General features: G+C 49.3%; 22 protein-coding genes. All 22 read left to right on the top strand.

What is annotated here, in order from left to right; translation table 11 throughout:
• Positions 1-18 precede the first annotated feature (18 nt).
• The 22 genes from FYJ34_RS00905 to FYJ34_RS01010 all read left to right on the top strand — a co-directional run bounded on the left by FYJ34_RS00905 (position 19) and on the right by FYJ34_RS01010 (position 26484).
• Positions 19-1299 carry an aminoacetone oxidase family FAD-binding enzyme gene (locus FYJ34_RS00905; RefSeq protein ID WP_154475409.1) on the top strand — a complete coding sequence of 427 codons (1281 nt, stop codon included), beginning with the start codon at positions 19-21 and terminating at the stop codon, positions 1297-1299.
• The gene (locus FYJ34_RS00910; protein ID WP_154475411.1) at positions 1296-2948 is read left to right on the top strand and encodes an NAD(P)/FAD-dependent oxidoreductase; all 1653 of its coding nucleotides are present in this window, start codon (positions 1296-1298) and stop codon (positions 2946-2948) included. Before FYJ34_RS00905 ends, FYJ34_RS00910 begins: the two co-directional genes overlap by 4 nt.
• Before the next feature lie 140 nt (positions 2949-3088).
• Positions 3089-3349 (top strand): DUF4321 domain-containing protein, encoded by a 261-nt coding sequence (locus tag FYJ34_RS00915; RefSeq protein ID WP_154475413.1) that lies wholly within the window; start codon positions 3089-3091, stop codon positions 3347-3349.
• Positions 3350-3388: 39 nt separating this feature from the next.
• Positions 3389-4063: a RadC family protein gene (gene radC, locus FYJ34_RS00920; RefSeq protein ID WP_235899163.1), complete on the top strand. Its 675-nt coding sequence runs from the start codon at positions 3389-3391 to the stop codon at positions 4061-4063.
• A gap of 90 nt (positions 4064-4153) precedes the next feature.
• Positions 4154-5176 carry a rod shape-determining protein gene (locus FYJ34_RS00925; protein WP_154475417.1) on the top strand — a complete coding sequence of 341 codons (1023 nt, stop codon included), beginning with the start codon at positions 4154-4156 and terminating at the stop codon, positions 5174-5176.
• Between the two features lies 1 nt (position 5177).
• Positions 5178-6059: a rod shape-determining protein MreC gene (gene mreC / locus FYJ34_RS00930; RefSeq protein WP_154475419.1), complete on the top strand. Its 882-nt coding sequence runs from the start codon at positions 5178-5180 to the stop codon at positions 6057-6059.
• Positions 6056-6574 (top strand): rod shape-determining protein MreD, encoded by a 519-nt coding sequence (mreD, locus tag FYJ34_RS00935; RefSeq protein WP_154475421.1) that lies wholly within the window; start codon positions 6056-6058, stop codon positions 6572-6574. The genes mreC and mreD overlap by 4 nt, the downstream gene beginning before the upstream one ends.
• On the top strand, positions 6567-9503 hold the full coding sequence (locus FYJ34_RS00940; RefSeq protein WP_235899165.1) for a penicillin-binding transpeptidase domain-containing protein: 2937 nt from the start codon (positions 6567-6569) through the stop codon (positions 9501-9503). The genes mreD and FYJ34_RS00940 overlap by 8 nt, the downstream gene beginning before the upstream one ends.
• A gap of 10 nt (positions 9504-9513) precedes the next feature.
• Entirely contained in the window at positions 9514-10332 is an 819-nt protein-coding gene (locus tag FYJ34_RS00945) for an AAA family ATPase (RefSeq protein WP_154475423.1), read from the top strand.
• Positions 10277-11410 (top strand): FtsW/RodA/SpoVE family cell cycle protein, encoded by a 1134-nt coding sequence (locus tag FYJ34_RS00950; protein ID WP_330582485.1) that lies wholly within the window; start codon positions 10277-10279, stop codon positions 11408-11410. The genes FYJ34_RS00945 and FYJ34_RS00950 overlap by 56 nt, the downstream gene beginning before the upstream one ends.
• Before the next feature lie 15 nt (positions 11411-11425).
• On the top strand, positions 11426-11821 hold the full coding sequence (mgsA, locus tag FYJ34_RS00955) for a methylglyoxal synthase (RefSeq protein WP_154475425.1): 396 nt from the start codon (positions 11426-11428) through the stop codon (positions 11819-11821).
• Positions 11805-12776 carry a D-alanyl-D-alanine carboxypeptidase family protein gene (locus FYJ34_RS00960; protein ID WP_330582486.1) on the top strand — a complete coding sequence of 324 codons (972 nt, stop codon included), beginning with the start codon at positions 11805-11807 and terminating at the stop codon, positions 12774-12776. Before mgsA ends, FYJ34_RS00960 begins: the two co-directional genes overlap by 17 nt.
• A 45-nt stretch (positions 12777-12821) precedes the next feature.
• Positions 12822-14189, top strand: a complete 1368-nt coding sequence (locus FYJ34_RS00965; protein ID WP_154475427.1) for a biotin/lipoyl attachment domain-containing protein — start codon at positions 12822-12824, stop codon at positions 14187-14189.
• A gap of 82 nt (positions 14190-14271) precedes the next feature.
• Positions 14272-14982, top strand: a complete 711-nt coding sequence (locus FYJ34_RS00970) for a YggS family pyridoxal phosphate-dependent enzyme (RefSeq protein ID WP_154475429.1) — start codon at positions 14272-14274, stop codon at positions 14980-14982.
• 15 nt (positions 14983-14997) lie between these two features.
• Positions 14998-15528, top strand: a complete 531-nt coding sequence (locus tag FYJ34_RS00975; RefSeq protein WP_154475431.1) for a cell division protein SepF — start codon at positions 14998-15000, stop codon at positions 15526-15528.
• A 5-nt stretch (positions 15529-15533) separates the two neighbouring features.
• Positions 15534-16289, top strand: coding sequence for a YlmH/Sll1252 family protein (locus FYJ34_RS00980; RefSeq protein ID WP_154475433.1), 756 nt, complete (start codon positions 15534-15536; stop codon positions 16287-16289).
• Between the two features lie 26 nt (positions 16290-16315).
• Entirely contained in the window at positions 16316-18190 is a 1875-nt protein-coding gene (locus FYJ34_RS00985) for a TIGR03960 family B12-binding radical SAM protein (protein ID WP_154475435.1), read from the top strand.
• A complete protein-coding gene (locus FYJ34_RS00990) occupies positions 18165-18902 on the top strand; it encodes a TIGR03936 family radical SAM-associated protein (protein WP_154475437.1) in 738 nt (245 codons plus the stop codon). Before FYJ34_RS00985 ends, FYJ34_RS00990 begins: the two co-directional genes overlap by 26 nt.
• A 117-nt stretch (positions 18903-19019) precedes the next feature.
• The gene (locus FYJ34_RS00995) at positions 19020-20339 is read left to right on the top strand and encodes an aspartate kinase (protein ID WP_154478735.1); all 1320 of its coding nucleotides are present in this window, start codon (positions 19020-19022) and stop codon (positions 20337-20339) included.
• A 25-nt stretch (positions 20340-20364) separates the two neighbouring features.
• A complete protein-coding gene (locus FYJ34_RS01000; RefSeq protein WP_154475439.1) occupies positions 20365-20769 on the top strand; it encodes a CBS domain-containing protein in 405 nt (134 codons plus the stop codon).
• Positions 20770-21032: 263 nt separating this feature from the next.
• On the top strand, positions 21033-22004 hold the full coding sequence (locus FYJ34_RS01005) for a sulfurtransferase (protein WP_154475441.1): 972 nt from the start codon (positions 21033-21035) through the stop codon (positions 22002-22004).
• Between the two features lie 52 nt (positions 22005-22056).
• Positions 22057-26484, top strand: a complete 4428-nt coding sequence (locus FYJ34_RS01010) for a leucine-rich repeat protein (protein ID WP_154475443.1) — start codon at positions 22057-22059, stop codon at positions 26482-26484.
• The last annotated feature ends 80 nt before the right edge of the window (positions 26485-26564 follow it).

A 26564-nucleotide genomic window follows, 5' to 3' on the forward strand; every position in this document is an offset into this window, starting at 1 on the left:
GATTGACAGGAGGCAGACATGAAGAGGATCATTATCGTCGGAGGAGGCGCATCGGGGATGGCGGCTGCCATTTCTGCTCTGCGAAGAGCGCCCCACATGGAAGTGATAGTGTTGGAACAAAAAGAAACCCTTGGGAAAAAGATACCTGCAACGGGAAACGGCAGGTGTAACCTGACCAACCGGAAGCTGGACTGGACGTTCTACCGGGGTGAAAACCCTGCCTTTGTAAAGGCGGGACTGGAGCGGTTTGGCTGTCGGGAAACGGAACGGTTTTTTTCCTTGCTGGGACTTTCTTTGAAAGACAGGGGAGAGTATGTATATCCCCGGAACGACCAGGCGCTGGCTGTGCTTTTACTGCTGCAAAAAGAACTGCAAAGACTGGGCGCTCGGGTATATACCGGGCTTTCTGTCGTCTCTGTAAAAAAGGCAGGGAAAGGCTATCAGATTCTTACCACAGGGGAGGAGTTTTGGGGAGATTGTGTGATCCTGTCTACGGGAGGCTGTGCTTCTCCGGTGCATGGAAGTAACGGAAGCGGATTTCAGCTTTTGAGGAAGCTGGGACACAGAATCGTTCCCCCCGTTCCGGCGTTGGTACCGCTGGAAATCAGGAAATTCCCATTTTTTCGGGCGGCGGGAGTACGGACGGAGGGAAAGGTATCCCTGTACTGTGCAAACGTCCTTCAAGGAGAGGACAGAGGAGAGATACAGATCACCAAGACCGGTATTTCAGGAATTCCGGTATTCCAGATCAGCCGTTATGCCGCCAGAGGGCTGGCAGAAAGGAAACCGGTAACGGTAAAACTGGACCTACTTCCGGAATGGTCAGAAGAAGAATTCCGAAATCTGATCCGGAACAGAAAAAAAGAAGAAACGGCAACGGCAGAGGATCTGCTTCTGGGATTGTTTCATCAGAGGCTTCTTTCCAGTCTGTGCTTTCTGGCAGGCATTACGCCGGCCGAAAGGATAGCAAAATGGAGCGGAGAAAAGACGGAGGCACTGATCCGGGTCTGCAAGTCGTCGACACTGACGGTGGAAAAAACGAAGGGATTTGAAGGGGCGCAGGTGTGCGCAGGAGGAGCGGATACTTCCGAGATCAGGGAGGATACGATGGAATCCAAGAAATATCCCGGACTTTATATTACCGGAGAACTGCAGGATATCGACGGAATGTGCGGAGGATATAATCTGCAGTGGGCATGGACAAGCGGATTCCTTGCGGGAGATGCAGCGGCAAAAGCGCTGGTGAAAAAGGAAAGCAGGGAACATTTTGAAAAAAGCGGAAAAAGGAAAAAGATATGATCCAGATACAACAGTTAAAAATGAAAATTCCCCATTCAGAGGAGGAACTGAAGGAAAAGGTGGTGAAGATCCTGCGGATCCCGCCAAAAGACCTTCTTTCTCTTACCATCAAAAGAAGGTCCCTGGACGCCAGGAAAAAGCCGGAGCTTAGATATGTATACACTGTTGAAGCCGAAGTTCGAAGAGAGGAAGAAGTCACTTTCCGGAAGGAGCAAAAGGCACAGATCTCCTTTTTGGATCCTTCTCCCGGATACCAGCTTCCAAAATCGGGAGACGCCCCGATGAAATCTCGGCCGGTGATCGCAGGAAGCGGACCGGCAGGACTTTTTTGCGGGTATCTGCTGGCACAGCAGGGTTACCGCCCTATTATTTTGGAAAGAGGAGAGGATGTGGATGCCAGAATAAAAACGGTGGACCTGTTCTGGGAAACGGGAAAACTGGACAGGGAGTCCAATGTACAGTTTGGAGAGGGCGGTGCAGGTACTTTTTCCGACGGAAAGCTAAATACTTCTGTGAAGGACAAATCCGGAAGAGGACGGAACGTTCTGGAAATTTTTACCGGACACGGCGCACCAAAGGAGATTCTGTATGACAATAAGCCGCATATCGGAACGGACGTGCTGAGCCATGTGGTCAAACAGATGAGGCAGAAGATTCTGTCCTGGGGAGGAGAAGTCTGGTTTTCTGCCAAGCTGACGGGGATTCGGACGGAAAAAACATGGCAGGAAGGAAGAACCTCTCCTGTGCTGACAGCGGTTGAGATTCAACACACCAAAACCGGGAAACAGGAAATGCTGGAAACGGATACGCTGGTGCTAGCAGTGGGACACAGCGCCCGGGACACCTTTGAAATGTTGCAGGAAGAAGGGATCGTGATGGAAGCAAAATCCTTTGCAGTGGGCGTCAGGGTGGAACATCCTCAGAATCTGATCGATCATGCGCAGTACGGAAGAGAGGCAGGAGATTATCTTCCTGCCGCCGATTATAAACTGACCGCACAGACGGAGAAAGGAAGAGGGGTGTATACCTTTTGTATGTGCCCGGGAGGCTATGTGGTAAATGCTTCCTCGGAGGAAAACAGACTGGCGGTCAATGGAATGAGTTACCACAAAAGAGACGGACAAAATGCCAACAGCGCTGTGATCGTTACCGTTTCCCCGAAAGATTTTGGAGAGGAATCCAATCCTCTGGCAGGAATGGCATTCCAGCGGAAACTGGAGGAAAGGGCGTTTGCTTTGGCAGAGGGAAAGATTCCCGTTCAGCGGTTTGAAGATTTCTGCAACAATCATTCCTCAGAGGAAGGCGGGCATTTTTTGCCGCAGACAAAGGGACAGTACCGGTGGCGAAATGTCAGGGAGATCTTTCCCAAAGAGCTGGCGGAGGCGCTGGAGGAAGGAATCCGCCGGTTTGACAAAAAGCTTCCCGGATTTGCGGAGAAAGACGCCGTGCTTTCAGCCGTAGAAAGCAGGACCTCCTCTCCGGTACGGATCCCGCGGGATGTGGATCTTCAAAGCAGTACCAGGGGGATCTATCCCTGCGGAGAGGGAGCGGGATTTGCCGGAGGCATTATGTCGGCGGCGATGGACGGAATGAAGGTGGCAGAGGCGATCATAAAAAACAAAGCCCCGGCGGGGGAAAGACCGGTCTGAAAAAGCATGCCGGTCTGCCAAACAAGGACACAAAAAATTAAGAAATGCTTATGGAAATACTTCCGGCAATCACCTATACACTTTTTTTAAAGTGTGATAAAATAGAGAAAGTTTTCAGGAAGAAGTGAGGAGGAGAGGGTATGAAAGGAGCAGCCGGAAAGAATGTCTGGGCGCTGTTTTTGCTGATATTGGCAGGGATCGTGCTGGGTGGATTTTTAGGGAGTCTGTCGGAAGGGATCCCGGCTCTTAGCTGGCTGGGATATGGTCAGACCTTTGGGCTGAAAGCGCCTGTATCCCTGGATCTTGGGATCGTGGCGGTTACTTTCGGGATTTCCATAAAGATCACCATTGCCGGTCTTCTGGGCATTGTGGCAGCGGCTGGTATCTACCGTTTCCTGTAGGATAAAACGTGCGGATCTGACAAAGAGATGATCCATACTATGAAACAGATACCCGAAAGGGAAAGACCCTACGAAAAGTGTGAGAGAGAAGGAGCGGCAGCCTTAAGCGATACGGAACTTCTGGCCGTCCTTTTGCGAAGCGGCACCAAAGGAGAAAATGCGCTGACTCTGTCCCAGAGGATCCTGAGCGGCAGTGAAGGAATAGGGATTTTGGGACTCCACCAGTTCCGGCTGAACAGGCTGAGAAAGATCAGAGGAATCGGAAGAGTCAAGTCCATCCAGCTGTCCTGTATTGCAGAACTGGCAAAAAGGCTGTCCAAGGCTTCCTACAGTGAAGGGGTCAGCTTTGACAAACCGGCGTCCATCGCCGGATATTACATGGAAGAAATGCGCCACAAAAGACAGGAGGTTATGAAGCTTCTGATGCTGAATTCAAAGTCCCGTCTGGTGGGAGAAACGGACATTTCCAAAGGCACCGTCAACGCCTCCGTGGTCACGCCCCGGGAACTGTTTATCGAGGCACTGGAAAAGAATGCCGTGTTCATCATTTTGCTGCATAATCATCCCAGCGGAGAGGTGACTCCAAGCAGAGAGGACCTTCTGGTAACCGAACGGATCAAAAAAGCGGGGGCTTTGATCGGAATAGACCTTCTGGATCACATCATTATCGGGAATAACCGCTACCTCAGCTTTTGTGAGCAGAAGCTACTGTAAAGGCTGTCTGAAACAGAGGGAAATGGCGGTGAAAACGGTTGGAAAAAGAGAAAGAAAACTTCTGGAAAAGGAAGATGAGGATAGAACGTAATGGCCAGAAACACCTATGGACTGGATTTAGGATCCTATGAAATAAAAGTATATGACAAACAGAAAGATACCATCTGGAAAGAAAAAAATGTTCTTGCAAGAAGAAACGGGCAGGAGATCTTTGCGGTGGGAGAAGAAGCCTATCATATGCAGGGAAAGGTTCCCGGAGATATCGAGATCACTTTTCCCATGAAAGGAGGCGTGATTTCCCGGTTCAACGATATGCAGAACCTTCTGAAGCATCTTCTGAAAAAAGACCGGCAGCTGGTAAGAGGATCCCAGTATGTGATCGCCGTTCCCACTGACGTGACAGAGGTGGAAAAAAAGGCTTTTTTTGATCTGGTCATCCATTCAACGGCAAGGGCAAGGGAAGTTAATATCGTGGAGCGCGCCATTGCGGATGCAGTGGGACTGAATCTGGATGTGGCCAATACCAAAGGCGTTATGATCGTAAATTTCGGGGCGGAGACGACGGAGATATCCGTTCTGGCAGGCGGCGGGATGGTTCTGAACCGCCTCCTGAAGATCGGGGGAGCCACCTACGACCATGCGGTCATCAGCCTGATCCGGCACAGCCATGACTTTCTGGTGGGGCGGCTGACGGCGGAAAAACTCCGGAAAAGCTTTGGGATTTTTACCGATGAGGCGGACAGAGTGATCCCGGTAGCCGGAAGAGATCTGATCACGGGAGTTCCCACGCAGAAATCCATCTCCATCCAGATTGTCCGTGCAGCCATGAAGGATGCTCTGTTCCAGTGTGTCAAAGAGATCACTTCTTTGATCGACCGGACCCCTCCGGAAGTAAGAAAGGCCATCAGGGACAATGGTATTTTCCTGACAGGCGGACTGTCCCATGTGCAGGGGTTTGAGACCTATATAGAAGAGATGGTAGGGATCAAGACCCGCACGGCGCTGGATCCGGATATCTGTGCCGTCAACGGACTGAAAAAGATCATTGTATCGAAGGAACTGAGAGAACTTGCATATTCTATGTTAGATGAAAATTATAGGTGGATGAGATAAGATGAAGACCAGAAGACATTCTTCCCTTCCAAGTAAATACTGGATGATCCTGGTGGCGTTTTGCTGTGTGATCCTGCTTGTGATAGAAGCCTTCACAGGCGGGAAAGGCCCCCTTCGCTTCGTGGCCAACTATACGGTGATCCCCATGCAGAAGGGGATCAGCTTTGTGGGCGGCTTTATGAGCGACGTATCGGACAATTTCCAGACACTGAAGGAAATGAAAAAGGAAAATGAGGCGCTGCAGTCCAAGGTGGACAAGCTGACAATAGACAACACCTATCTGCGGCAGGAGCAATACGAACTGGAACGGCTCAGGCAGTTATACCAGCTGGATGAAAATTATTCCGATTATAAAAAAACGGGAGCCCATGTGATCGCCAACAACGGAAGCAACTGGTTTAACGACTTCACCATTGATAAAGGGACCAACGACGGAGTGCAGGTAAATTCCAATGTTTTGGCAGGAAGCGGACTGGCGGGTATCGTGACGGAGGTAGGACCGGATTATGCCAGAGTACGCTCTGTGATCGATGACGCCAGCAATATCAGCGCCATGATCTTGTCTACGTCAGATCTTTGTGTGGTAAGAGGAGATCTGAAGCTGATGGCGGACGGCAGGATCCGGTTTGAAAAGCTTCCCAACAATGACCATCCGGTCGAGGTGGGAGAGCAGGTGGTGACCTCTCATGTGAGCAATCGCTTTCTGCAGGGACTGTTCATCGGATATATCAGTGAGATCAAAGTGGACGCCAACAATCTGACCAGATCCGGGTACATTACGCCCGCCGTGGATTTCAGCCGTCTGCAGGAGGTTCTGGTGATCACTTCCACCAAACAGGATCTGCTGAAGGACAGTGAGAAAGAAAAGGAGGCGGGAAATTGAAACGGAAAGGGATTATCTTGGGTCTGATCGTTCTTGCCTTCCTTCTGGAAAGCACACTGTTTTCCCATCTTTCCTTTGCAGGGATCAAGCCAAATCTTCTGATTATCCTGACGTCTTCTTTCGGGTTTATGCGGGGAAAGAAAGAAGGCCTTTGGGTGGGGCTGGTCTGCGGAGTGTTTGTAGATGTGCTGTGGGGCGGCATGCTGGGGTTACAGATGCTGATCTTTTCTGTGATCGGGTATGGCAACGGAATGTTCCGCCGCCTTTTTTACGACGACGATATCAAATTACCCCTTGTTTTGATAGGAGCCAGCGAGCTGCTTTATGGGTTCGCAAATTATGTCGGCTTTCATCTGCTCAAGGGTGATTTTGCATTTTATAACTATTTCAGCCACATTATCCTGCCGGAGCTGATCTATACCGTTTTGGTCACACTGGCAGTCTACCAGGTGGTCCTGAAGATCAACAAAAAGCTGGAAGCAGAAGAGCAAAGGAGTGCAAGCAGATTTGTATAATTTATGGGAACGGATCAAGTCCGGCATATTTGAATTGGTACAGTCAAGGGTCTTTGTGGTAGTCCTTTTATTTTGCGTCATGTCAGGGATCCTGGTGCAGCGGGTGTTTTATCTGCAGATCGTAAAAGGGCAGGAGTATTTTGACGATTACAAACTTCAGATCCAGAAGACGAGAAGCGTAGAAGGAACCAGAGGAAATATTTACGACAGGAACGGAAAGCTTCTGGCCTACAATGAGCTAGCCTACGCCGTCATGATAGAGGACAACGGAGATTATGAGAGTCTGACCCAGAAAAACAAGGAGATCAACAAGGTGGTTACCAAAGTGATCCGGATGGTGGAGGGTAACGGCGACTCTGTGATCAACAATTTCGGGATCATCCTGGATTCCAATCAGGAATATCGGTTCATGGAAAAAAATGAAACGGCACGGATGCGTTTTATTGCGGATGTTTATGGAAAAAGGACGATCGATCAGCTGTCCGAAAAGCAGCAAAATGCCTCGGCGAAGGATGTAATCGACTATCTTTGCACGGATAAGATCAGCGGCTATGGCATCGACCAAAAGAAGCTGTCTCCTGCAGAGGTATTGAAGCTGGTCAACATTCGGTATGCCATTTCTCTGAACAGCTACCAGAAATATATCGCCACCACCATCGCCGATGATGTCAGTGATGAGACGGTAGCAGACATTATGGAAAATCTGGACAGCCTGCAGGGGGTCAGCATAGAGGAAGAGTCTCTGCGGCGTTATACAGACAGTGTCTGCTTTGCCAACGTGATCGGCTACACCGGACAGATTTCTACCGAAGAGTATGATGCGTTAAGCAAGGAAGAGCAGGAGGCCTACGACAAGACGGATACCATCGGGAAAGCGGGGATCGAAAAGACGATGGACAGTGTGCTTCAGGGTGAAAAGGGAGAAGAGAAGCTTTATGTCAACAGTGTGGGAAAGGTGATCGAAACGGCAAAAGGCAAGAATCCGAAGGCCGGAAACAACCTTTACCTTACGATAGATGCAGACCTGCAAAAAGTCGCCTATCACGTGATAGAGCAGGAACTGGCGGGGATCCTTATTTCCAAGATCAAAAACATAGCGGATTATGACAGGGAAACGGTGCAGGAAGGAAATGACGTGATCATTCCCATCACAGATGTATACCATACGCTGGTCAACAACGACATCCTGGATATGAAGCATTTTTCGGCGGAAGATGCCAGGGAAGGCGAAAAAGAAATAGAGGCAGTCTTTCTGGAAAGAAAAGAGGCGGTGAAAGAAAGCCTGAAAAAGTCTCTGCAGGATCCGCAGGCCCCGGCGCTGACCAATCTGGGGAAGGAAGAGCAGGCATATATGAATTATCTGGTGAACCATGTGCTGAGCTCTTCTCTGATGAAAAACCGGATAGATAAGGGAGATGCGGGATACAAAAACTGGAAAAAGGACGGAAGCATCAATGCGTACACCTTTCTCCAGCACGCCCTGTCACAGAACTGGATCGATACCTCTCTTTTGCGGGAGTATGTAAAAGGAGGGCACACCTATTCCAGCTCGGAAGAGCTGTACAACGCCATGATCGAATACGGACTGGATCAGCTGTCTTCCGATTCTGAGTTTGACAAGATCCTGTACAAGTATCTGATCGTTGGCGGTTCTGTTACAGGCAGGCAGCTTTGTATGGCTCTGTTTGAACAGGGGATCCTGCAGGAGGATGCGGGATCTTACGAAGGACTGAAGGCCGGAAGCGTGGATGCGTACAGCTTTATCATGAGCAAGATCGAGAACCTGGAACTGACGCCGGGACAGCTGGCGCTGGAGCCCTGCACCGGTTCCATGGTGGTAACGGACCCCGGATCCGGACAGGTGCTGGCCAGTGTATCCTATCCGGGATACGACAACAACCGGCTGGTCAATACGATGGATTCCAACTATTACAACAAGCTGGTAATGGACAAATCCCGTCCGTTCTACAACAACGCCACGCAGGAGCGCACGGCGCCGGGATCGGTATATAAGCCGCTGACTGCTGTGGCGGGACTGACGGAAGGGATCATTGATCTGAATACCTACGTAAACTGTACCGGAAGCTTTGACCGGGTGGAGCCAAGTCCCAAGTGCTGGATCTATCCAGGAGCCCACGGACCACTGAATGTGGAAGGCGCCATCGCCCATTCCTGCAACATTTTTTTCTATGAACTGGGCTATCAGATGAGCCTGCAGAAAGCAGACGGGACTGCATCCGGTCAGACAGGAGGAAACCGGACGACAGACGGAGCCAGTTCTTTTTCCAGTCGGAAAGGGACAGACATCCTGAAAAAATATGCGGAAGAATTTGGCCTGGGAAGTACCAGCGGAATAGAGATACCGGAATCAGAACCTCAGATTTCAGACGAATACTCCATTCTTTCTGCCATCGGCCAAGGAACCAACAATTACACCACCAGCCAGCTGGCCAGATATATGGCGACGATGGCAAATAAAGGGAACCTGTACGACCTGACTCTGCTGCAGAAGGAGACGTCCTCTAAAGGAGAGCTGATCAAAGAATATCAGCCGAAGGTGAAGAAACAGGCGACCAACGTGGCAGATACTACATGGAATGCAGTGCAAAGCGGAATGCGTCAGGTAGTGACCAGTACTTATGCCACGACCTTCTCTAAAATCAATGGCAGCGGAGTGTCTGTATCAGGAAAAACGGGAACGGCACAGCAGAGCAGAACACATGCAGACCATTCTCTGTTTGCAGGCTACGCCCCCAGCGACGATCCCAAGATCGCCTTTTCCATCCGGATCGCCAACGGATATGGCTCTACCCATGCGGTGGAAATTGGGAAATATGTGCTGGAGTATTACTACCAGCTGACGGATCCTTCGGAGATCCTGACGGGAAAGGCTTTCAATGTAAGCAGCGACATTATCGTAACAGATTAAGGAGAAGGATATGGGAAAGACAGTGGCAGTGTTGTCCGGAAAAGGCGGAACAGGGAAGACGTTTGTAACCGCAATGCTTTCCCGGGCTCTGGCGGAAGAGGGAAAAACAGTCCTGTGTATCGATATGGATTTTGGCCTCCGGGGACTGGAGATGGCGCTGGGAATTACGACGCCCATCCTGCATCACGTGCTGGATGTATGCGAAGGAAAAACAGACATTCGGGAGGCGGCGCTGCCCCACCCGAACTGTCCAAAGCTGAAGCTTTTGGCAGCTCCTCAGACAAAAACATGGAAGGATCTGGAGGAAAAGAAGCTGGAAGTACTGCTAAAAGACATGGAAGAAGCATATGACTGGATTTTTCTGGACGGCCCTGCCGGAATTGGAAAGGGCGCTGAACTCTGTGCCAGATCCTGCAGAGAAGTACTGCTGGTCAGCCTGTTGGAACCGCTCTCCTTGAGGGCGGCGGATAAAATGAGTGCAGCCTGTGCCGGATGGGGGCGAAGAGAGCAGAGCATGATCCTGAATCAGATTCCTTCGAGAATGCCGAAAGGATATGAAGAGGGAGAATGGAAGGACCTGGTTTCCCCTGAGATTGTAGGGTTTCTTCCGCAGGAGGACAAGATCCGGGAGCAGTTCCAAAAAGGAGACGGTCTGTGGGAGATAGAAACAAAATCCCTTGCCCTTTGTAAAACTATCGGAGAATATCTGGCGGAGCCCTATGGAGAAAGAAAGCTGGGCAGGATCCCAAGGCCGGATGTAAAGGAGAAAAAACGTGAGAATTCATTTATCCAGAAGATTTACGAAGCCTTATCAAATAAAAAATTATAGATTCAGTCTGGTGATCCTGGTGATCCTCCTTTCTGTGATCGGCGTTTTGGTGGTGGGAAGTGCAAGAGCTTCCTTCCAGAACAAGCAGCTGGTAGGTATGATCCTGGGGATCCTTGTCATGCTGGTGGTCTCCCTGGTGGACTATGAGTGGGTACTGAATTTTTACTGGCTTCTCTACGGGACTGTGATCGTGATGCTGGGAGCCGTTCTGGTCATCGGTGAAAATGTAAATGGAGCAACCCGGTGGATCAACCTGGGATTTACCACCTTTCAGCCGTCGGAACTTTCCAAGATCCTTTTGATCCTGTTTTTTGCCAAATTTATCATGGAACACGAGGAAGATATCAGTGGTAGATTTACTCTGATCAAATACGCTCTGTTATGCGGAGTGCCCTTGGCTTTGATCGTGGTGGAGCCGAATCTGTCCACTACCATCTGTACAGCTCTTACGCTGTGTCTGATGATCTATGTGGGAGGACTTCATTACAGATTCATCGGAACTGTCCTGCTGATACTGATCCCGCTGACCATTATTTTTCTGAGCATTGTGGTGCAGCCCAACCAGAAGATCCTGAAGCCTTATCAACAGAAGCGGATTTTAGCCTTTATTGAACCGGAGAAATACGCCAGTGACGAGGCCTATCAGCAAAAAAATTCTGTTATGGCCATCGGATCCGGACAGCTTTCCGGCAAGGGACTGGACAACAATACGACGACTTCGGTAAAAAACGGAAATTTCATATCGGAACCTCAGACGGACTTTATTTTTGCGATCGTGGGGGAGGAACTGGGATTTATAGGCAGCTGTATAGTTATTGCGTTACTCTTATTAATTGTGATACAATGCATGTTAGTGGGAATGCGTGCAAAAGACATGGCGGGCAGGATCATCTGCTGCGGGGTAGGAGGCCTGATTGGGATACAAAGCTTCATCAACATTGGCGTTGCCACGAAGCTTTTGCCCAATACGGGCGTACCGCTTCCTTTTGTAAGCTACGGGCTTACTTCTCTTGTAAGTTTATATATCGGCATCGGGTTTGTTCTGAATGTCGGATTACAGCCCCAAAAATATCAGTAAGAGGAGATAAAAGAGATGAACATCGGTTTAATTGCTCACGATTCCAAGAAAACGTTGATGCAGAATTTTTGCATTGCGTACAGAGGGATCCTAAATAAACATAGTCTTTATGCAACAGGAACTACAGGACGACTGATCGAGGAAGTGACCAATCTCAGCATCCACAAGTATCTGGCAGGTCCTTTGGGCGGAAAGCAGCAGCTGGGCGCCCAGATTGCGCAGAATGACATCGACGCACTGATCTTCCTGCGGGAGCCGGCCAACCCAAAGCCACATGATCCGGATGTGAATGATGTGATCCGGCTTTGTGACACCTACAATATTCCCATGGCGACAAACCTGGCTACAGCAGAACTGATTATTTTAGCGATTGACAGAGGAGATTTGGACTGGCGTGAAATGTACAAATAAAACGGGAGTGTTCCTTGTGCTGGCATTTGTTGTCCTGCTGGGAAGCGGATGCAGATTTTCAGGATTTCAGAGTGTAGTAGAGCATTATGAGACAAAGGAATACGAAAAGCGTGCATATGTAAATAGTCTGTACAGCGACGATTTGTGCGTGGTGCCCAAGGAAGAGAAAAAGCAGCAGGACTGGGGGCTGAGTGGGGCGGATTCTTCCGCTCTTTTCAATGAAGGGACGAAAGAGACCCTCTACGCTTTCCAGGTTTACAAACAACTCTATCCGGCCAGTGTTACCAAGATACTGACGGCTCTTGTAGCGTTGGAGCATGGTAATCTTCAGGATACGGTTACCGTATCCCGAAACGGGGCGGCGTCCAGCTTTCCTTCCTATGCGCAGGTCTGTGGACTGCAGGAGGGAGACAGATTGTCACTGGAAGCCCTCCTTTGCGGGCTTTTGCTTCATTCCGGGAATGACAGTGCAGTAGCCGTTGCAGAGCATATCGGCGGTACGGAAGAGAAATTCGTGGATATGATGAACCAGAAAGCGGCAGAGCTTCTGGCAACGGATACGCATTTTACAAATCCCAGCGGACTGCATGACGATGAGCACTACACAACAGCGTATGACCTGTATCTGATCTTTCACGCATGCATCCGGCAGGAGGCGTTTGTGAACATCATCCAGATGCCTATGTATACTGCATCCATTACCGGGAGAGATGGGAGTGTTCGTCAGGTATCCTGGGAACCGACCAATTACTATGCCAGAGGTCTGGTCGCATCCCCACAGACGGCTGTCATTGCAGGAGGAAAGACCGGCACTACGGACGAGGCGGGCAACTGCCTGATCCTGTTGGAGTATGCAAACGACGGGACACCTTACGTTTCTGTTGTTATGGGGGCAAAGACAAAGGAGCTTTTGTATCAGGATATGTCGGCTCTGATAGAACAGATTTCCCCTTAAATGTTTTGAAAGACTTTTCCTGAGTAAAAGGCGGGAGGCATCTACTTGGCAAAAAATAATATGACCAATATCCAGGTCTATAAACGAAAATGGAATTTAAATATCGGCGTTCTGATTTTTGGGATCGTCTTTGTATATCTTATCATCATCATACTGGGTTCTCTTACCAACCGGTCGGTTTCCACCTATGAGGTCCGAATGGGATCGATCTTGAAGGAAGTGTCCTACACGGGACTTGTGTTACGACAGGAAGAGGTAGTCCAGACAGGCGAGGACGGGTACGTTAACTATCTGATCCCGGAGGGGAGCAAGGTGGGCGTGAAGACAAAGGTGTATGCTCTGTCAGAACATAAGCTTCAGTTTGAACAGCCTCAAAGTGAGTCACAAAGCCTCAGCAGGGAAGAACAATATTCTGTCTTTATGAAAGTGCAGGAATTTGGGAATAGTTTCAAACCGGAGAAATTTTCGGACGTCTACACCCTAAAGGACCAGCTGACCACATTGCTGACAGATCAATCAAGTTTGAGCCGTCAGGCGCAGCTGGATGCAATGGCGGAGACGGAGGCACTTAAGACTTATACGGCGACCTCCGATGGGATCATTCTTTATTCTACAGACGGATATGAAGACATATCAGAAGATAACCTGTCAAAAGAAATGTTGTCCAAAGAAAAATATCAGGCAGAGATTTTAAAGGACAATACTTCCGTGAAAGCGGGCAACGCCGTTTACAAGCTGGTAAAGGATGACGACTGGAAGGTCTGCATTCCTCTGGATAAAAAGATGGCGAAGGAGTTAAAAGAACGTTCCTATGTGAAGGTACGGTTTTCGGCAGACGGGCAGACCATGTGGGCCAAAGTCAAAGTACAGGAAAAGAAGGACGGCGTGACAGGAATCTTAAACTTTGACACATCCATGGTAGCTTATGCAAAAGAACGGTATCTGAACGTAGACCTGATCCTGGAAGATGAAACAGGGCTGAAGGTTCCCAAGTCTGCCGTTACCAAAAAGACCTATTACGCCATACCAAGAGATTATCTGACGCAGGGAGGTAACAGCCAGTTAAGCGGGGTGTTAAAGGATATTGGAAAAGATTCTGTAAAATTTATCCCCACCGGCAGTTATTATGCAGATGAAGAGGCGGGAAAAATCTATATCGACTCCGATCTGTTTGACAAGGGAGATGTTTTGAAAAAACCAGACTCCTCTGATACGTTTACTTTGAAAGAAACAGAGCTTCTTACCGGCGTATATAATGTAAACAGAGGGTATGCGTCTTTTCGTCAGGTGAAGATCCTGTGCGAGAGTGAGGACTATTATATCGTTGAGCCGACTACTCTCCATGGACTTTCCAACTATGACCATATTGCACTGCACGGGAAAGATATGAAAGAAAACAAGGTGATCTTTTAGATGGCAGAATGATTTTCAGACAGAAAAGATCGGTTGAAAACGCCGAAAAGAAAGATCGGACGGGAAAGAGAAGAGGAGAAAGATGCTGGAAGAACGTTTAAGGCGCACCATACAGGAAATAGAAGACAGCTGCAAAAAGGCGGGAAGAAAGAGGGAAGAGGTGACGCTGATCGCCGTCAGCAAGACCTGGCCCGCAGAAACTCTCCGGGAGGCCTATGACCTGGGATGCCGGGAATTCGGCGAGAACAAGGTGCAGGAACTGGTTCAAAAGTACGATTCCCTTCCCAAAGATATCCGTTGGCATATGATCGGGCATTTACAGAGGAACAAAGTAAAGGATGTGATAGATAAGGTGGATTTGATCCACTCTGTGGACTCCATCCGGCTGGCCAGGACCATCGAGCAGGAGGCTGCAAAAAAAGATCGGATCATCGATATCCTGGTAGAAGTCAATGTTGCCCAGGAGGAAAGCAAATTTGGGATTTCTCCCCGGGAAGCCCTGAAATTTGTAGAGGAGATTGCAGCTTTTCCCCATATACGTGTACGGGGATTGATGACGATCGCCCCTTTTGTGGAAAATTCCGAAGAAAACAGGCAGGTTTTTGCGGATTTACGCAAATTATCTGTTGACATTGCCGAAAAAAGCATTGATAATGTGAGTATGGATGTCCTGTCCATGGGGATGACGAATGATTATCCGGTGGCAGTGGAAGAAGGGGCTACTCTTGTCAGAGTGGGCACCGGGATATTCGGCGGTCGTGATTACGCCAAAAACAGGATGACCGAGAAATAAGATGGGAGAATTGTAATGGGAGTATTGGATAAGCTTTTAAACATTATGAAACTGGACGATGGGGATGACTATGAAGATCCCTTTAACGAAGTAGATGATGACGAAGGATATGAGGAGAAGCCAAAGACGAATCTTTTCAGCAAGCTGAGAGGACGGGAAGAGGCGGAAGAGGAGATAGAAGACGTGCCTGCCAGAACTTCCAGGACAACGGGAAGCAAGGTGACGGCGATGCGTCCGTCCTCCAGAAGACCGGCGGCTATGGAGGTCTGTGTAATGAAGCCCAATTCTGTGGACGATGCCAGAGAGATTACAGAGACACTGCTTTCCGGACGGACAGTGATCCTGAATCTGGAAGGACTGGATCTGGAAGTGGCTCAGAGAATCATTGATTTTACTTCCGGCGCTACTTTTGCCATCAGCGGGAATCTTCAGAAGGTGTCCAGCTACATCTTCCTGGTGACGCCTACCAATGTGGACATCTCCGGGGACCTGCAGGATCTTCTGAATACTTCTTTTGATGCGTCTTCCATGCGTTCCAGGTTTTAGCAGGAATGGACCGGGAGGAAGCGCTGCTGAGAAAACGGTTGATCGAACTTTCTCAGATGGCTTTTCACAAGGGGATTGTGATTTTTTCGGATTTTTTGAATCTGAATGAACTTCATATATTGCATACAACACCGAAGGATCTTTTTTACACAGAGTATGAGACCTTTGGCGGATATGAGATGTCAGAGCGTCAGATAGCAGCTTTTCTTCCTGATGCTCTTTGTTGTGCGTCCGGATATCCCATTACGCCATTGGAGATTCTTCCCAACGCCTCCAAGTTTGCGGTAGGAATGTCGCATCGGGATTATCTGGGGGCTCTGGTTCACCTGGGGATCGAACGCGGCAAGATCGGAGATATTCTGGTCTACGAAAAAAGCGCGGTGGTCTTTGTAAAACGGGAGATGGCAGCATTCATTACAGAACAGCTGACCAGGATCGGACGGCAGTCTGTACGGGTAAAAGAACAGGAGAAGCCGGAGGAAACCTATCTTCCTTCCTGCCAGCTTCTTACAGGAACGGTGGCATCGGTTCGGCTGGATACGGTGCTGGCAGTGGCTTATCCTCTTTCCAGAAGTAAGATCGTGCCCCTGATCGAAGGCGGAAGAACATTTGTCAACGGAAAGCTGATTCTCAGTAATGGATTCCACTTAAAAGAAGGCGATGTGATCTCTGTCCGCCAGCTGGGACGGATCGTTTACGAAGGGGAACTGTCCGTTACCAAAAAAGGAAGGCACCTGATCCGGATAAAGAAATTTGGATAGAAAGAGTTTAAGAAAAGAGGAAAATTATGCGCAGACTGGCACTTTCTGACGATATTTTGATGAAAATAGAAAAACCGGCACGCTACATCGGGGGCGAGGTAAATTCGGTGATGAAAGACAAAGAGCAGGTGGAGATTCGCTTTGCCATGTGTTTTCCCGATGTATACGAGATTGGGATGTCCCATCTGGGGATCCAGATCCTGTATGGGATGTTTAACCGGCGGGAGGATGTGTGGTGTGAGAGAGTGTATTCGCCCTGGCTGGATCTGGACGCCTGTATGCGTCAGGAAAAGATTCCCCTGTTTGCCCTGGAATCCCAGGATCCCATCAAAGAATTTGATTTCCTTGGAATTACCATCCAGTATGAAATGTGTTACACCAATATTTTACAGATCCTGGATCTTAGCGGGATCGCTTTGCTGGCAAAGGAACGGGAAGAATCAGATCCTATCGTGATCGGCGGAGGTCCCTGCACCTATAATCCCGAACCCCTGGCGGATTTTTTTGATCTGTTTTATATCGGGGAAGGAGAAACCGTCTATGATGAACTGCTGGATCTGTATAAGGCAAACAGACAGGCCGGCGGTTCCCGGATGGAATATCTGGAAAAGGCGGCGCAGATCGAAGGGATCTATGTACCTGCTTTTTACGATGCGGCATATACAAAGGAAGGATTGCTGTCATCTTTTACACCAAATCGCCCCTGTGCAAAGCCTGTCATTCAAAAACAGGTGGTAATGGATCTTGACGGGGCGTATTACCCGGTAAAGCCGGTGGTTCCTTTCATTAAGGTGACGCAGGACAGGGTGGTGCTGGAGATACAAAGAGGTTGTATCCGCGGTTGCCGGTTCTGTCAGGCAGGTATGCTGTATCGGCCTACCAGAGGAAGGAGCCTTGAGACACTGAAAGAATATGCCAGAAAGATGCTTGCTTCTACCGGGCACGAAGAGATCTCCCTGAGTTCTCTAAGCTCCAGCGATTACCCGGATATGAGGGGACTGGTGACCTTTCTGATCGAGGAGTTTCAGGAAAAGAAGATCAACATTTCCCTGCCTTCTCTCAGGATCGATGCGTTTTCTCTGGAGGTGATGGAAAAGGTGCAGGATGTCCGGAAAAGCAGCCTGACTTTTGCGCCGGAAGCGGGCTCTCAGAGGATGCGGGACGTTATCAACAAAGGGCTGACGGAGGAGATCATTCTGGAAGGGGCACAGCAGGCCTTTGACGGAGGATGGAACAAAGTAAAGCTGTATTTCATGCTGGGACTTCCCAATGAAACCCTGGAGGATCGGAAGGAAATTCCGCGGCTGGCAGACAAGATCGCCAGAAAGTACTACGAGATCCCGAAAGATAAGAGAAACGGAAAATGCCAGATCACTTCCAGCACGTCCTTCTTTATCCCCAAGCCTTTCACGCCTTTCCAGTGGGCGCCCATGTACGATTACGAGGAGTATGTGCAGCGAGCCGCTGATGTGAAGCGGGAGTTTCAGGAGCAGCTGAACCGGAAAAGCCTGAAATATCACTGGCACGATGCCGAAACCACTGTGCTGGAGGGCGTGTTTGCCAGAGGAGACAGAAGGATCGGAGCCGTGATCTGCAGAGCCTATAAAAAAGGCTGTCTTTATGATGCCTGGAATGAATGTTTTTCCTATGAAAAATGGGTGGAGGCTTTTGAAGAAGAAGGGCTGGATATCCGGTTCTACAACAATCGGGAACGAAAGATGGAGGAGCTTTTTCCCTGGGACTTTATTGATATTGGGGTGACAAAAAGGTTCCTGCAAAAAGAGTGGCAGCGGGCGCAGGGAGCCGAAGTAACGCCCAACTGTAAAGAAAGATGCATGGGCTGTGGAGCGGGAAAATATAAAGGGGGTGTCTGTCTTGAAAGCAAGGATGAAGTTTCGTAAATGGGGGAGTATGAAATATGTGGGACATCTGGACATGATGCGTTTCTTCCAAAAAGCATTGAGGCGGGCCGAGATCCCCGTTGCCTTTTCAGGAGGGTACAGCCCTCATATGATCCTGTCTTTTGCCCAGCCTTTGGGGCTTGGCATTACCAGTGACGGAGAATATATGGATCTGGAATTTTGCGAAGGAATCGTTCTGGAAGAAGCAGATTTGAAAGAGACTGTCCAAAAGCTCAATCAGGTTATGGTAGACGGAGTGGAAGTAGTCAGTTTGGTGGTGATCGATCCGGATAAAAAACGAGGAGGGATGACGATCGTAGCCGCTGCCTCCTACCAGGTAAGGCTTCTGGCCTCGTTAAGATCCCTGGAAGAAGCGCTGCCCTTTCCGGAAAGATGGCAAAAAGCATTGCCTGATTTTTTAGGGCAAAAAGAACTCCCTGTGTGGAAAAAGACGAAAAGCAAAGAGACCCTTGTGGATATCCGCCCGATGATCTACCAGATGGAAATGGAGGAGGAAAAGCTCTGTCTGTTTTTGGCAGCCGGAAGCAACGAGAACCTGAAACCGGAACTGGTTATGAAAACCTTTCTGGAGTATCTGGGAGAAGGCGGGGAATATTTCTTTTCGTATCACCGAACGGATCTGTATGCCAGGACAGAAAACGGATTTTGTCCGTTGGATTCCCTGGAATATCGGGAGGAAACAGCACAGTAAAAGCTTCTTTGATGTCTTTTGCCATCCCTTTGACGTCTCTTACGCGAATTCTTGCAAATCATAAAAAAATCGTGTAAGATAGGAAAGTCTAAGGAAGGCAGTTTGGAGGAAGCAAATATGGTAAAAGTGGTAAAATTTGGAGGAACTTCCCTGGCCAGTGCCGAGCAGTTTAAAAAGGCGGGAAAGCTGATCAGGAAAGACAGCGACAGACGTTATGTGATTCCCTCTGCACCGGGAAAGAGGACTTCTGATGATACAAAGGTGACGGATATGCTGTACAGCTGTTATGGGCTGGCAATCTCGGAAGAGGAGTTTGAAGAGGCGCTTCTGGCCATCAAAGACCGATATGATTCCATCATCCAGGGACTGGGACTGCATCTGGATCTGACCCCGGAATTTCAAAAGATCCGTGTAGATTTCACGAAAAAAGTAGGAAGAGACTATGCGGCCTCCCGGGGAGAATATCTGAACGGCCTGATCATGGCGGCCTATCTGGAGATTCCGTTCATAGATGCGGCGGAAGTCATCGTATTTGATGAGACCGGGGAATTTTTGCCTAAGGAGACAGACCGGAGGCTGAGAGAACGCCTTGCAGAAACGGAGCGGGCGGTGATCCCCGGATTTTACGGTGCAAGTCCGTCCGGAAAGATTTTTACTTTTTCCAGAGGAGGATCGGATCTGACCGGATCTATCGTGGCCAGGGCAGTACACGCAGGCTTGTATGAAAACTGGACGGACGTGTCAGGCTTTCTGGTGGCAGATCCAAGGATCATTCCACATCCCAAGGGAATTGACGTGATCACATACCAGGAGCTTCGGGAACTGGCATATATGGGAGCATCCGTGCTGCATGAGGATGCGATTTTCCCGGTACAAAAAGAGGGGATCCCTATTAATATCCGCAATATGAACGTGCCGGAGGATGAGGGAACGCTGATCGTATCCGACACCTGCCGAAAACCCAGATTTATCATTACGGGGATCGCAGGGAAGAAGGATTTTGCTTCTATTACCATTGAAAAAGCAATGATGAACCGTTCTGTGGGATTTTGCAGAAAGGTACTGACAATTTTTGAAGAAAACGGAATTTCCATCGAACACATGCCTACCGGGATCGACACCATGACGGTGTTTGTCCATCAGGATGAGTTTGAGGAAAAAGAACAAAAAGTATTGGCAGGGATCCACCGGGCAGTGGAGCCGGATTGCCTGGAGCTGGAGTCTGATCTGGCGCTGATCGCAGTAGTAGGACGGGGGATGAGAGCCACAAGGGGAACCTCCGGCCGAATTTTTTCCGCTCTGGCTCACGCCAGCGTAAACGTAAAAATGATCGACCAGGGATCCAGTGAGCGCAATATCATTATCGGAGTCAGAAATCATGATTTTGAGGTGGCGATCCATGCAATCTACAATATCTTTGTCAATACGGTGATCTAATGATTGTATTTGGAGGAAACCGGAAATGAACATTCTCTTTTTTCTAAAGCCTAAAAGCGAGCTGGCATATATCTATGATTACCACACGCTGCGTCAGGCATTAGAAATCATGGAGTACCACAAGTATTCGTCCATTCCTATTCTGAACCGGGACGGAAAGTATATCGGTACGATTACGGAAGGAGACCTGCTTTGGACTCTGAAGAAACTGAATCTTCTGAACCTGAAAGAAGCGGAAGATATCAGCATTATGAAAATCGAAAGAAGGCTGGATTATCTGAGCGTTTCCGCAGAGTCCGCCATGGAGGACCTGATCGGAAGGGCCATGGAACAGAATTTTGTTCCGGTGGTGGACGATAGAGAACATTTTATCGGGATCGTGACCCGAAGAGACATTATAGGGTACTGTTATCAGAAAATGGAAAAATAAGATAAAACAGCGTAAGAAGAGAAAGAACGAGCCGTTCCAGAAGGAAATGATGGAAAGAACGGGCCGTTCTTTTTTTTATTTATCAGAAAAGAATACGGGTGGGCTTTATTGTCCTCGTAAATAGCGTCACATATATAGAAAAATACTATATATCACATGTTCTTATAGAGTTTTTCACTTAGACGGGAAAGAACAAACAAGGTATAATTTAAACAGCGAATTGGGCAAATTGTCTAAAAATATATCAACAAAGGAGAACACACATGAAAAAAAACAGGAAAATTTTACTGATGACCCTGCTGCTTTTTGGCAGCCTTTTGCTTTTTGGATGCCATAAGAAGCAGGAGCCTACGGCGGAAAGAAAGACGGTAGAGGAAAAGGAAGAGGCTGAAGGGACAGAAGAAAGAAAAGATGACGGACATTTCCATGGGAAATGGATCGTGGACGCAGAATATGCCGCCGGTCGGGTAGGCGCAGAAGATACTATTTTTGTGGACAGCCGTGGAGAAAAAGCCGCCATGATGGGAACCATCAGCGGCGCCATCGCCACCACCTGGCAGGACTGGTCGGAAATGTCCGTGGGTCAGGGAAATGCAGGCTATGCCACCTACCTTCCGGCAGACAAGATGTCGGAAATCCTGGGGAACCTGGGCCTGACAAAGGACAAAGAGATCATTATTATCGGAGAGGCAAAGGAAGGCTGGGGAGATGATGCCCGACTTTTGACCCAGCTTCTGGCCTGCGGGTATACAGACGTAAAGATCGTAGACGGAGGCTACGCTGCCATGAAGGAAAAAGGGGCGGCTACCCAGTTGTTCGCCAGCAAGCCGGAACCGGCAGAGGTGACGGTTGATCAGGTAGATACCTCCAAGATCGTGACGACAGAGGAGCTTCAGGAGCATTATGCGGATTATAAGATCCTGGATGTGCGAAGCAAAGAAGAATATGACGGAGCGGTCCTGTATGGAGAGGCAAAAGGAGGGCACTTAAAGGGAGCCATTCATTTTCCTTATACCTCTCTGTTTCAGGAGGACGGGACGTTAAAATCCAACACAGAGATTCAGAAGATGCTGAAGGATGCAGGCGTAGAACCAGGCGACAAGGTGGCTGCCTACTGCACCGGAGGGATCCGGTCCGCATATATGCAGGTGGTTTTGGAAATGTGCGGATATGAAACCTCCTATAACTACATAGAATCCTTCTGGAGATGGTCTGTAGCAGGCGAAGTAGAGTAGGAAGGATCCGACGGCAGGAGAAAAGGGCGACAGAAGGAAAAGGAGAGTATTTATGAAAAAGAGCAGGATAATGGCGTGGCTTTTAATAGCAATGTTGTGCATATCTGCCCCCATGACAGCGCTGGCAGAAGGAGAGGATTCGAAAGCTTCCGGGGCATCATCGGCAGTCGTGCCAGAGGCGGATACTTTGGAAGCAGCGGCAGCAACGGAAGGAGAAGCTGCAAACGCCGGAAATTCCGGGCAGGAAGAAGCAGTGGCGCCGGATAGTGGAACACAGATACTGCCGGAAACACAGTCGGTTTCTGAAACGGCAGAGGCTGCAGATGCGGAAGGCACCGACGGGGAAGCAGACGCTTCTTCTCCCTGGCAGGCGGAAGACTTTACCTACGGGATGATCGAGCATACCTTAAGCGGATGCAACTATACGCGTGAGATCCAGGTTCAGGGGACCGGGATCCTGGGATTGTCCGATTCGGGAAAGGAAAAGATCCAGGTCAACAAGCATCTGGTACTTCCGGGGAAAGCGCCGTCAGGAGAGACGATAGTAGGAGTAGGTCCCAATGCATTTGCCAAAATGGGGATCGAGACCATCACGTTTCCCGAAGATATGATGATCCCTTATGATGACACAGTCACCCACACCATCACACGAAGAGGAAATTTCATTATCAAAAGCGGGGCTTTTTCTGATAACAATCTTACAGCGATGGATTTTCCCGAGGGAATTCTGTTTATTGACGCTGCGGCATTTAAAAACAACCGTATGACGGAGGTGCGGTTTCCGCATACGCTTTGGATGATCGGAAACCAGGCGTTTGCCTCCAACAGTCTGCGTCAGGTACAGCTTCCCGTTACCTGCGATTTTCAGTTCCAGATCGACAATATGGCGTTTGCTGACAACCAGATCCGTTCCGTCACGTTGCCGGATTATACGGAAAAGGTCTTTATGTACAGCTTTTTCAAGAATCCCGGAATGGAGGAGATCCCGGCCGAGGCGCCGGACAAAGTCAAAGCGGAAGGAGCCGGAGTCGTTTATATGTATACCAACAACGACGCTTTGTTCCAGCTGGATCGGATTCACCATCTGGGAAGGACGGCCGCCAACCAGAAATCCTGGGTACAGAAGCTGATAAAGGGAGAAGATACCCAGACAGTATGGGGAATCCGGGATTTTACCTATGAGGGGAATACGGTCACAGGACTTTCCGAGAGCGGGATCCAGAAACGGGCGAAGAATAAAAACCTGATCCTTCCTTCCCGCACAGATACCGGAGAAGTGGTAAAGGCTGTCGGAAAAGGCGGGACGATAGGAGCTTTCGTGACGGCAGAGGAAGGATTTGATTCCGTAGAGATCCCCGATACGGTAGAGACTATAGGAGACAAGGCGTTTCATTCCAGCGGTCTGAAAAGCGTCGTGATCCCTAATTCCGTTACATCTATCGGGATACAGGCATTTAGCAATAATCAGTTAAAAAAGGTGACGCTTCCGGATTCTGTTACTACATTGGGCGGAGCGGCATTTTCTGACAACCGGATGTTGGCGGAAGTGCAGATTTCTGCCGGCCTGACGGAACTGATGCCTACTGTGTTTGGACTGACAGGAAACAATGTGTCCAATGAAAATTTAAAGACGGTGATCATCCCGAAGGGAATCCGGAAAATCGGAAGGGGTGCTTTTGGAGGACAGGCAATAGAAACCCTCAGTCTTCCGGAAGGACTGCAGGAGATTGATGCGTCTGCTTTTAAAGGAAACCATCTGTCTTCCCTGGCTCTTCCCGGAACCGTGACCAAGGTGGGAAACAGCGCTTTTGAGCAGGGAGGCGCGGGAGGCTTTCTTACGTCCCTCTTTCTGTCGGATGGCTTAAAAGAGATCGGAAGCAAGGCTTTTGCCAGAGGGGCTTTGAGCCGGGTGGATCTGCCCTATGGACTGCAAAAGATGAACAAGCTGGCGTTTGACGAAAATCAGACGGTGCCTGTGCCGGCTTATACCCCGAATGAAGAGGCGCACAAGCCGCTGGAAGTGGCGGGAGCCACCTTTACCATCAAAAAAGCGGAGGATGTTTGGACGGTCAATGACTTTACCTACGATGAGGCAGGCACTACCATAACCGGATTCTCGGAAAGCGGTCATGCGAAGAAAACCTCCATGGACACTTTGATCTTCCCGAATCAGAACACGAAAGGAGAAGATATTATCGCCATCGGAGACGGAGCAGCGGGAGGAGGCGGCCTGTTTGCCGGAGAGGGAGTCGCATTTAAAAAAGTGATACTTCCGGTTCACCTGATCAGGATCGGGAAGTTTGCCTTCGTAGACGCAGGAATCGAATCGGTAGCCTTTCCCAGCACGCTGACCTCTATCGATATGCGTGCCTTTGCCCAGAACAAGATCAGGGAAGTGGTGCTTCCGGATTCCGTTACCACGCTGGGAGCGGCGGCCTTCGGATCAAATGATACGCTGGAAAAGGTTGTGATTTCCAGGGGAATGAAAGAGATCCCTGCCAGTGCATTTGTAAATAACACACCGGTAAAAACCTTTACCTCCGTTACCATCCCGGAGGGGATCGAGAGCATTGGAAATCTGGCTTTTTCCGGAAACGGATTTACTACGCTGACGCTTCCTTCCACCGTAAAAAAGATCGGAGACAACGCCTTTGCCCAGGGAGATTGCTGCTCCAGTCTGAAAGAAGTTTTTCTGCCGGAAGGATTGACAGAGATCGGGAAAAAGGCTTTTAAGGACACGCTGCTGACGCAGATCGATATTCCTGCGGGACTGCAGAAGCTGGCAAAAGATACGTTTTCCAATCAGAAAGGAACGGTGGTAAAGGTCCGCACAACAAATGAGGCGCATCTGAAGGATAATGGCAGGATTTTCTATGCCAGCTCCCAGTATCATAAAGTAGTATACGACAAGCTGACAGGAACCGGCTGGAGCAATGAAGATTTTACCTATGAGGGTGGCACTGTCACCGGCTGGTCCCAGCAGGGACACAAGACGCGGAAACGCTGTCTGGACCTGGTACTGCCGGAAGTGAATCCGGAAACCCAAGAACCGATCACCCGGATAGGAGCCGGTGCATTCCAGATCCCGGAGGGAGAATGGGAACAGGGAAAGAGCGGGATCTATTCGCCAAACGGTATGAAGACCGTGAAGCTTCCGGATACACTACAAGCGATAGAAGAGTCTGCTTTCCAGTACAACAGTCTGGAAAAAGTGGAATTCCCGGCTTCTTTGACAGAGATTGGAAAACAGGCATTCCATTCCAATAAGCTGAAGGCGGTAGTACTTCCGGATACGGTGAAGACGATCAAGGAAGGCGCTTTTTCAGTCAATGAGATCGTGGATCTTACCTTGTCCCGGGGACTGACAAAGATCCCCCAGGCAGCCTTTTCCATGAATATCAACCTGACCCATGTCACACTTCCGGACACCATTACGGAAATTGATGATTTTGCATTTGCGGGAGCCAGACTGGAGACACTTGAGATCCCGGCGTCCGTCGTGCGGATCGGAAGAAAAGCCTTTCATCTCCACCATCTGACACAGCTTCGCATCCCCGGAACAGTCAAGGAAATCGGGGAGTCTGCTTTTGAGGGAACCTTTAAATTCCTTTCTCTGCGGGAACTGATCCTGGAAGAGGGGATCGAAACGATCGGAACCAATGCTTTTAAGGAAGGATATCTGGAAACTGTCCAGCTTCCCAGCAGTCTGAAATTTCTGGCAGAGAGTGTATTTCCCAATAATGCAGGGGTCAACGGAGACTATGTGGTAGCGTGCTATACAAAGAATCCGGAACACAAAAATCTGAAGGCTTCCGACAAATCTCATCGCATTGTATATCAGGGAAGCGAGTCCGCAGGGCAGTGGATACAGGACGGAACCGGCTGGTGGTATCGCTTGGCAGACGGGTCCTATCCGGTGAATCAGTGGGAGAGGATTGATGGACAATGGTATTACTTTAATGGATCCGGTTACGCTCTTTGCGGACAGTGGCAGAGCTTTGGCGGCACCTGGTACTATTTTGACGGAAGCTGTAAGGCGGTGACCGGATGGCAGCTCGTGGGTGGTGCCTGGTATTACTTTGATCAGGAGACCTGTGCCATGAAAACGGGTTGGATCAAGGACGGAAGCACCTGGTATTTCCTTTCCGGCAGCGGGGCCATGCAGACCGGTTGGCTGAATCAGGGAGGCGCCTGGTACTATCTGAATCCGGCAGGCGGACAGATGATGATCGGCTGGATCAGCGTAGGCGGACAGTGGTACTTTATGGACAAAGAGACAGGAGCCATGCGTACCGGCTGGATTAAGGATGGAAGTACCTGGTACTTCTTAAACGGCAATGGAATCATGAAAACCGGCTGGCTGCAGAGCGGAACCATCTGGTACTATCTGAAGGCGGACGGAGCTATGGCGGAAAGTACAGTAGTAAATGTAGGCGGAACCAATTATCGGTTTGACGGATCGGGTGTGTGGATTGGATAAGAGATTCAATCCGGGAGAGATCTTTGACAGACAAAAAGGTCTGATGGAAAAGGTCTCTCCCTGCACTTATGTCAGATAAC

This window comes from Suipraeoptans intestinalis, assembly GCF_009696485.1.
GTDB lineage: Bacteria > Bacillota > Clostridia > Lachnospirales > Lachnospiraceae > Suipraeoptans > Suipraeoptans intestinalis.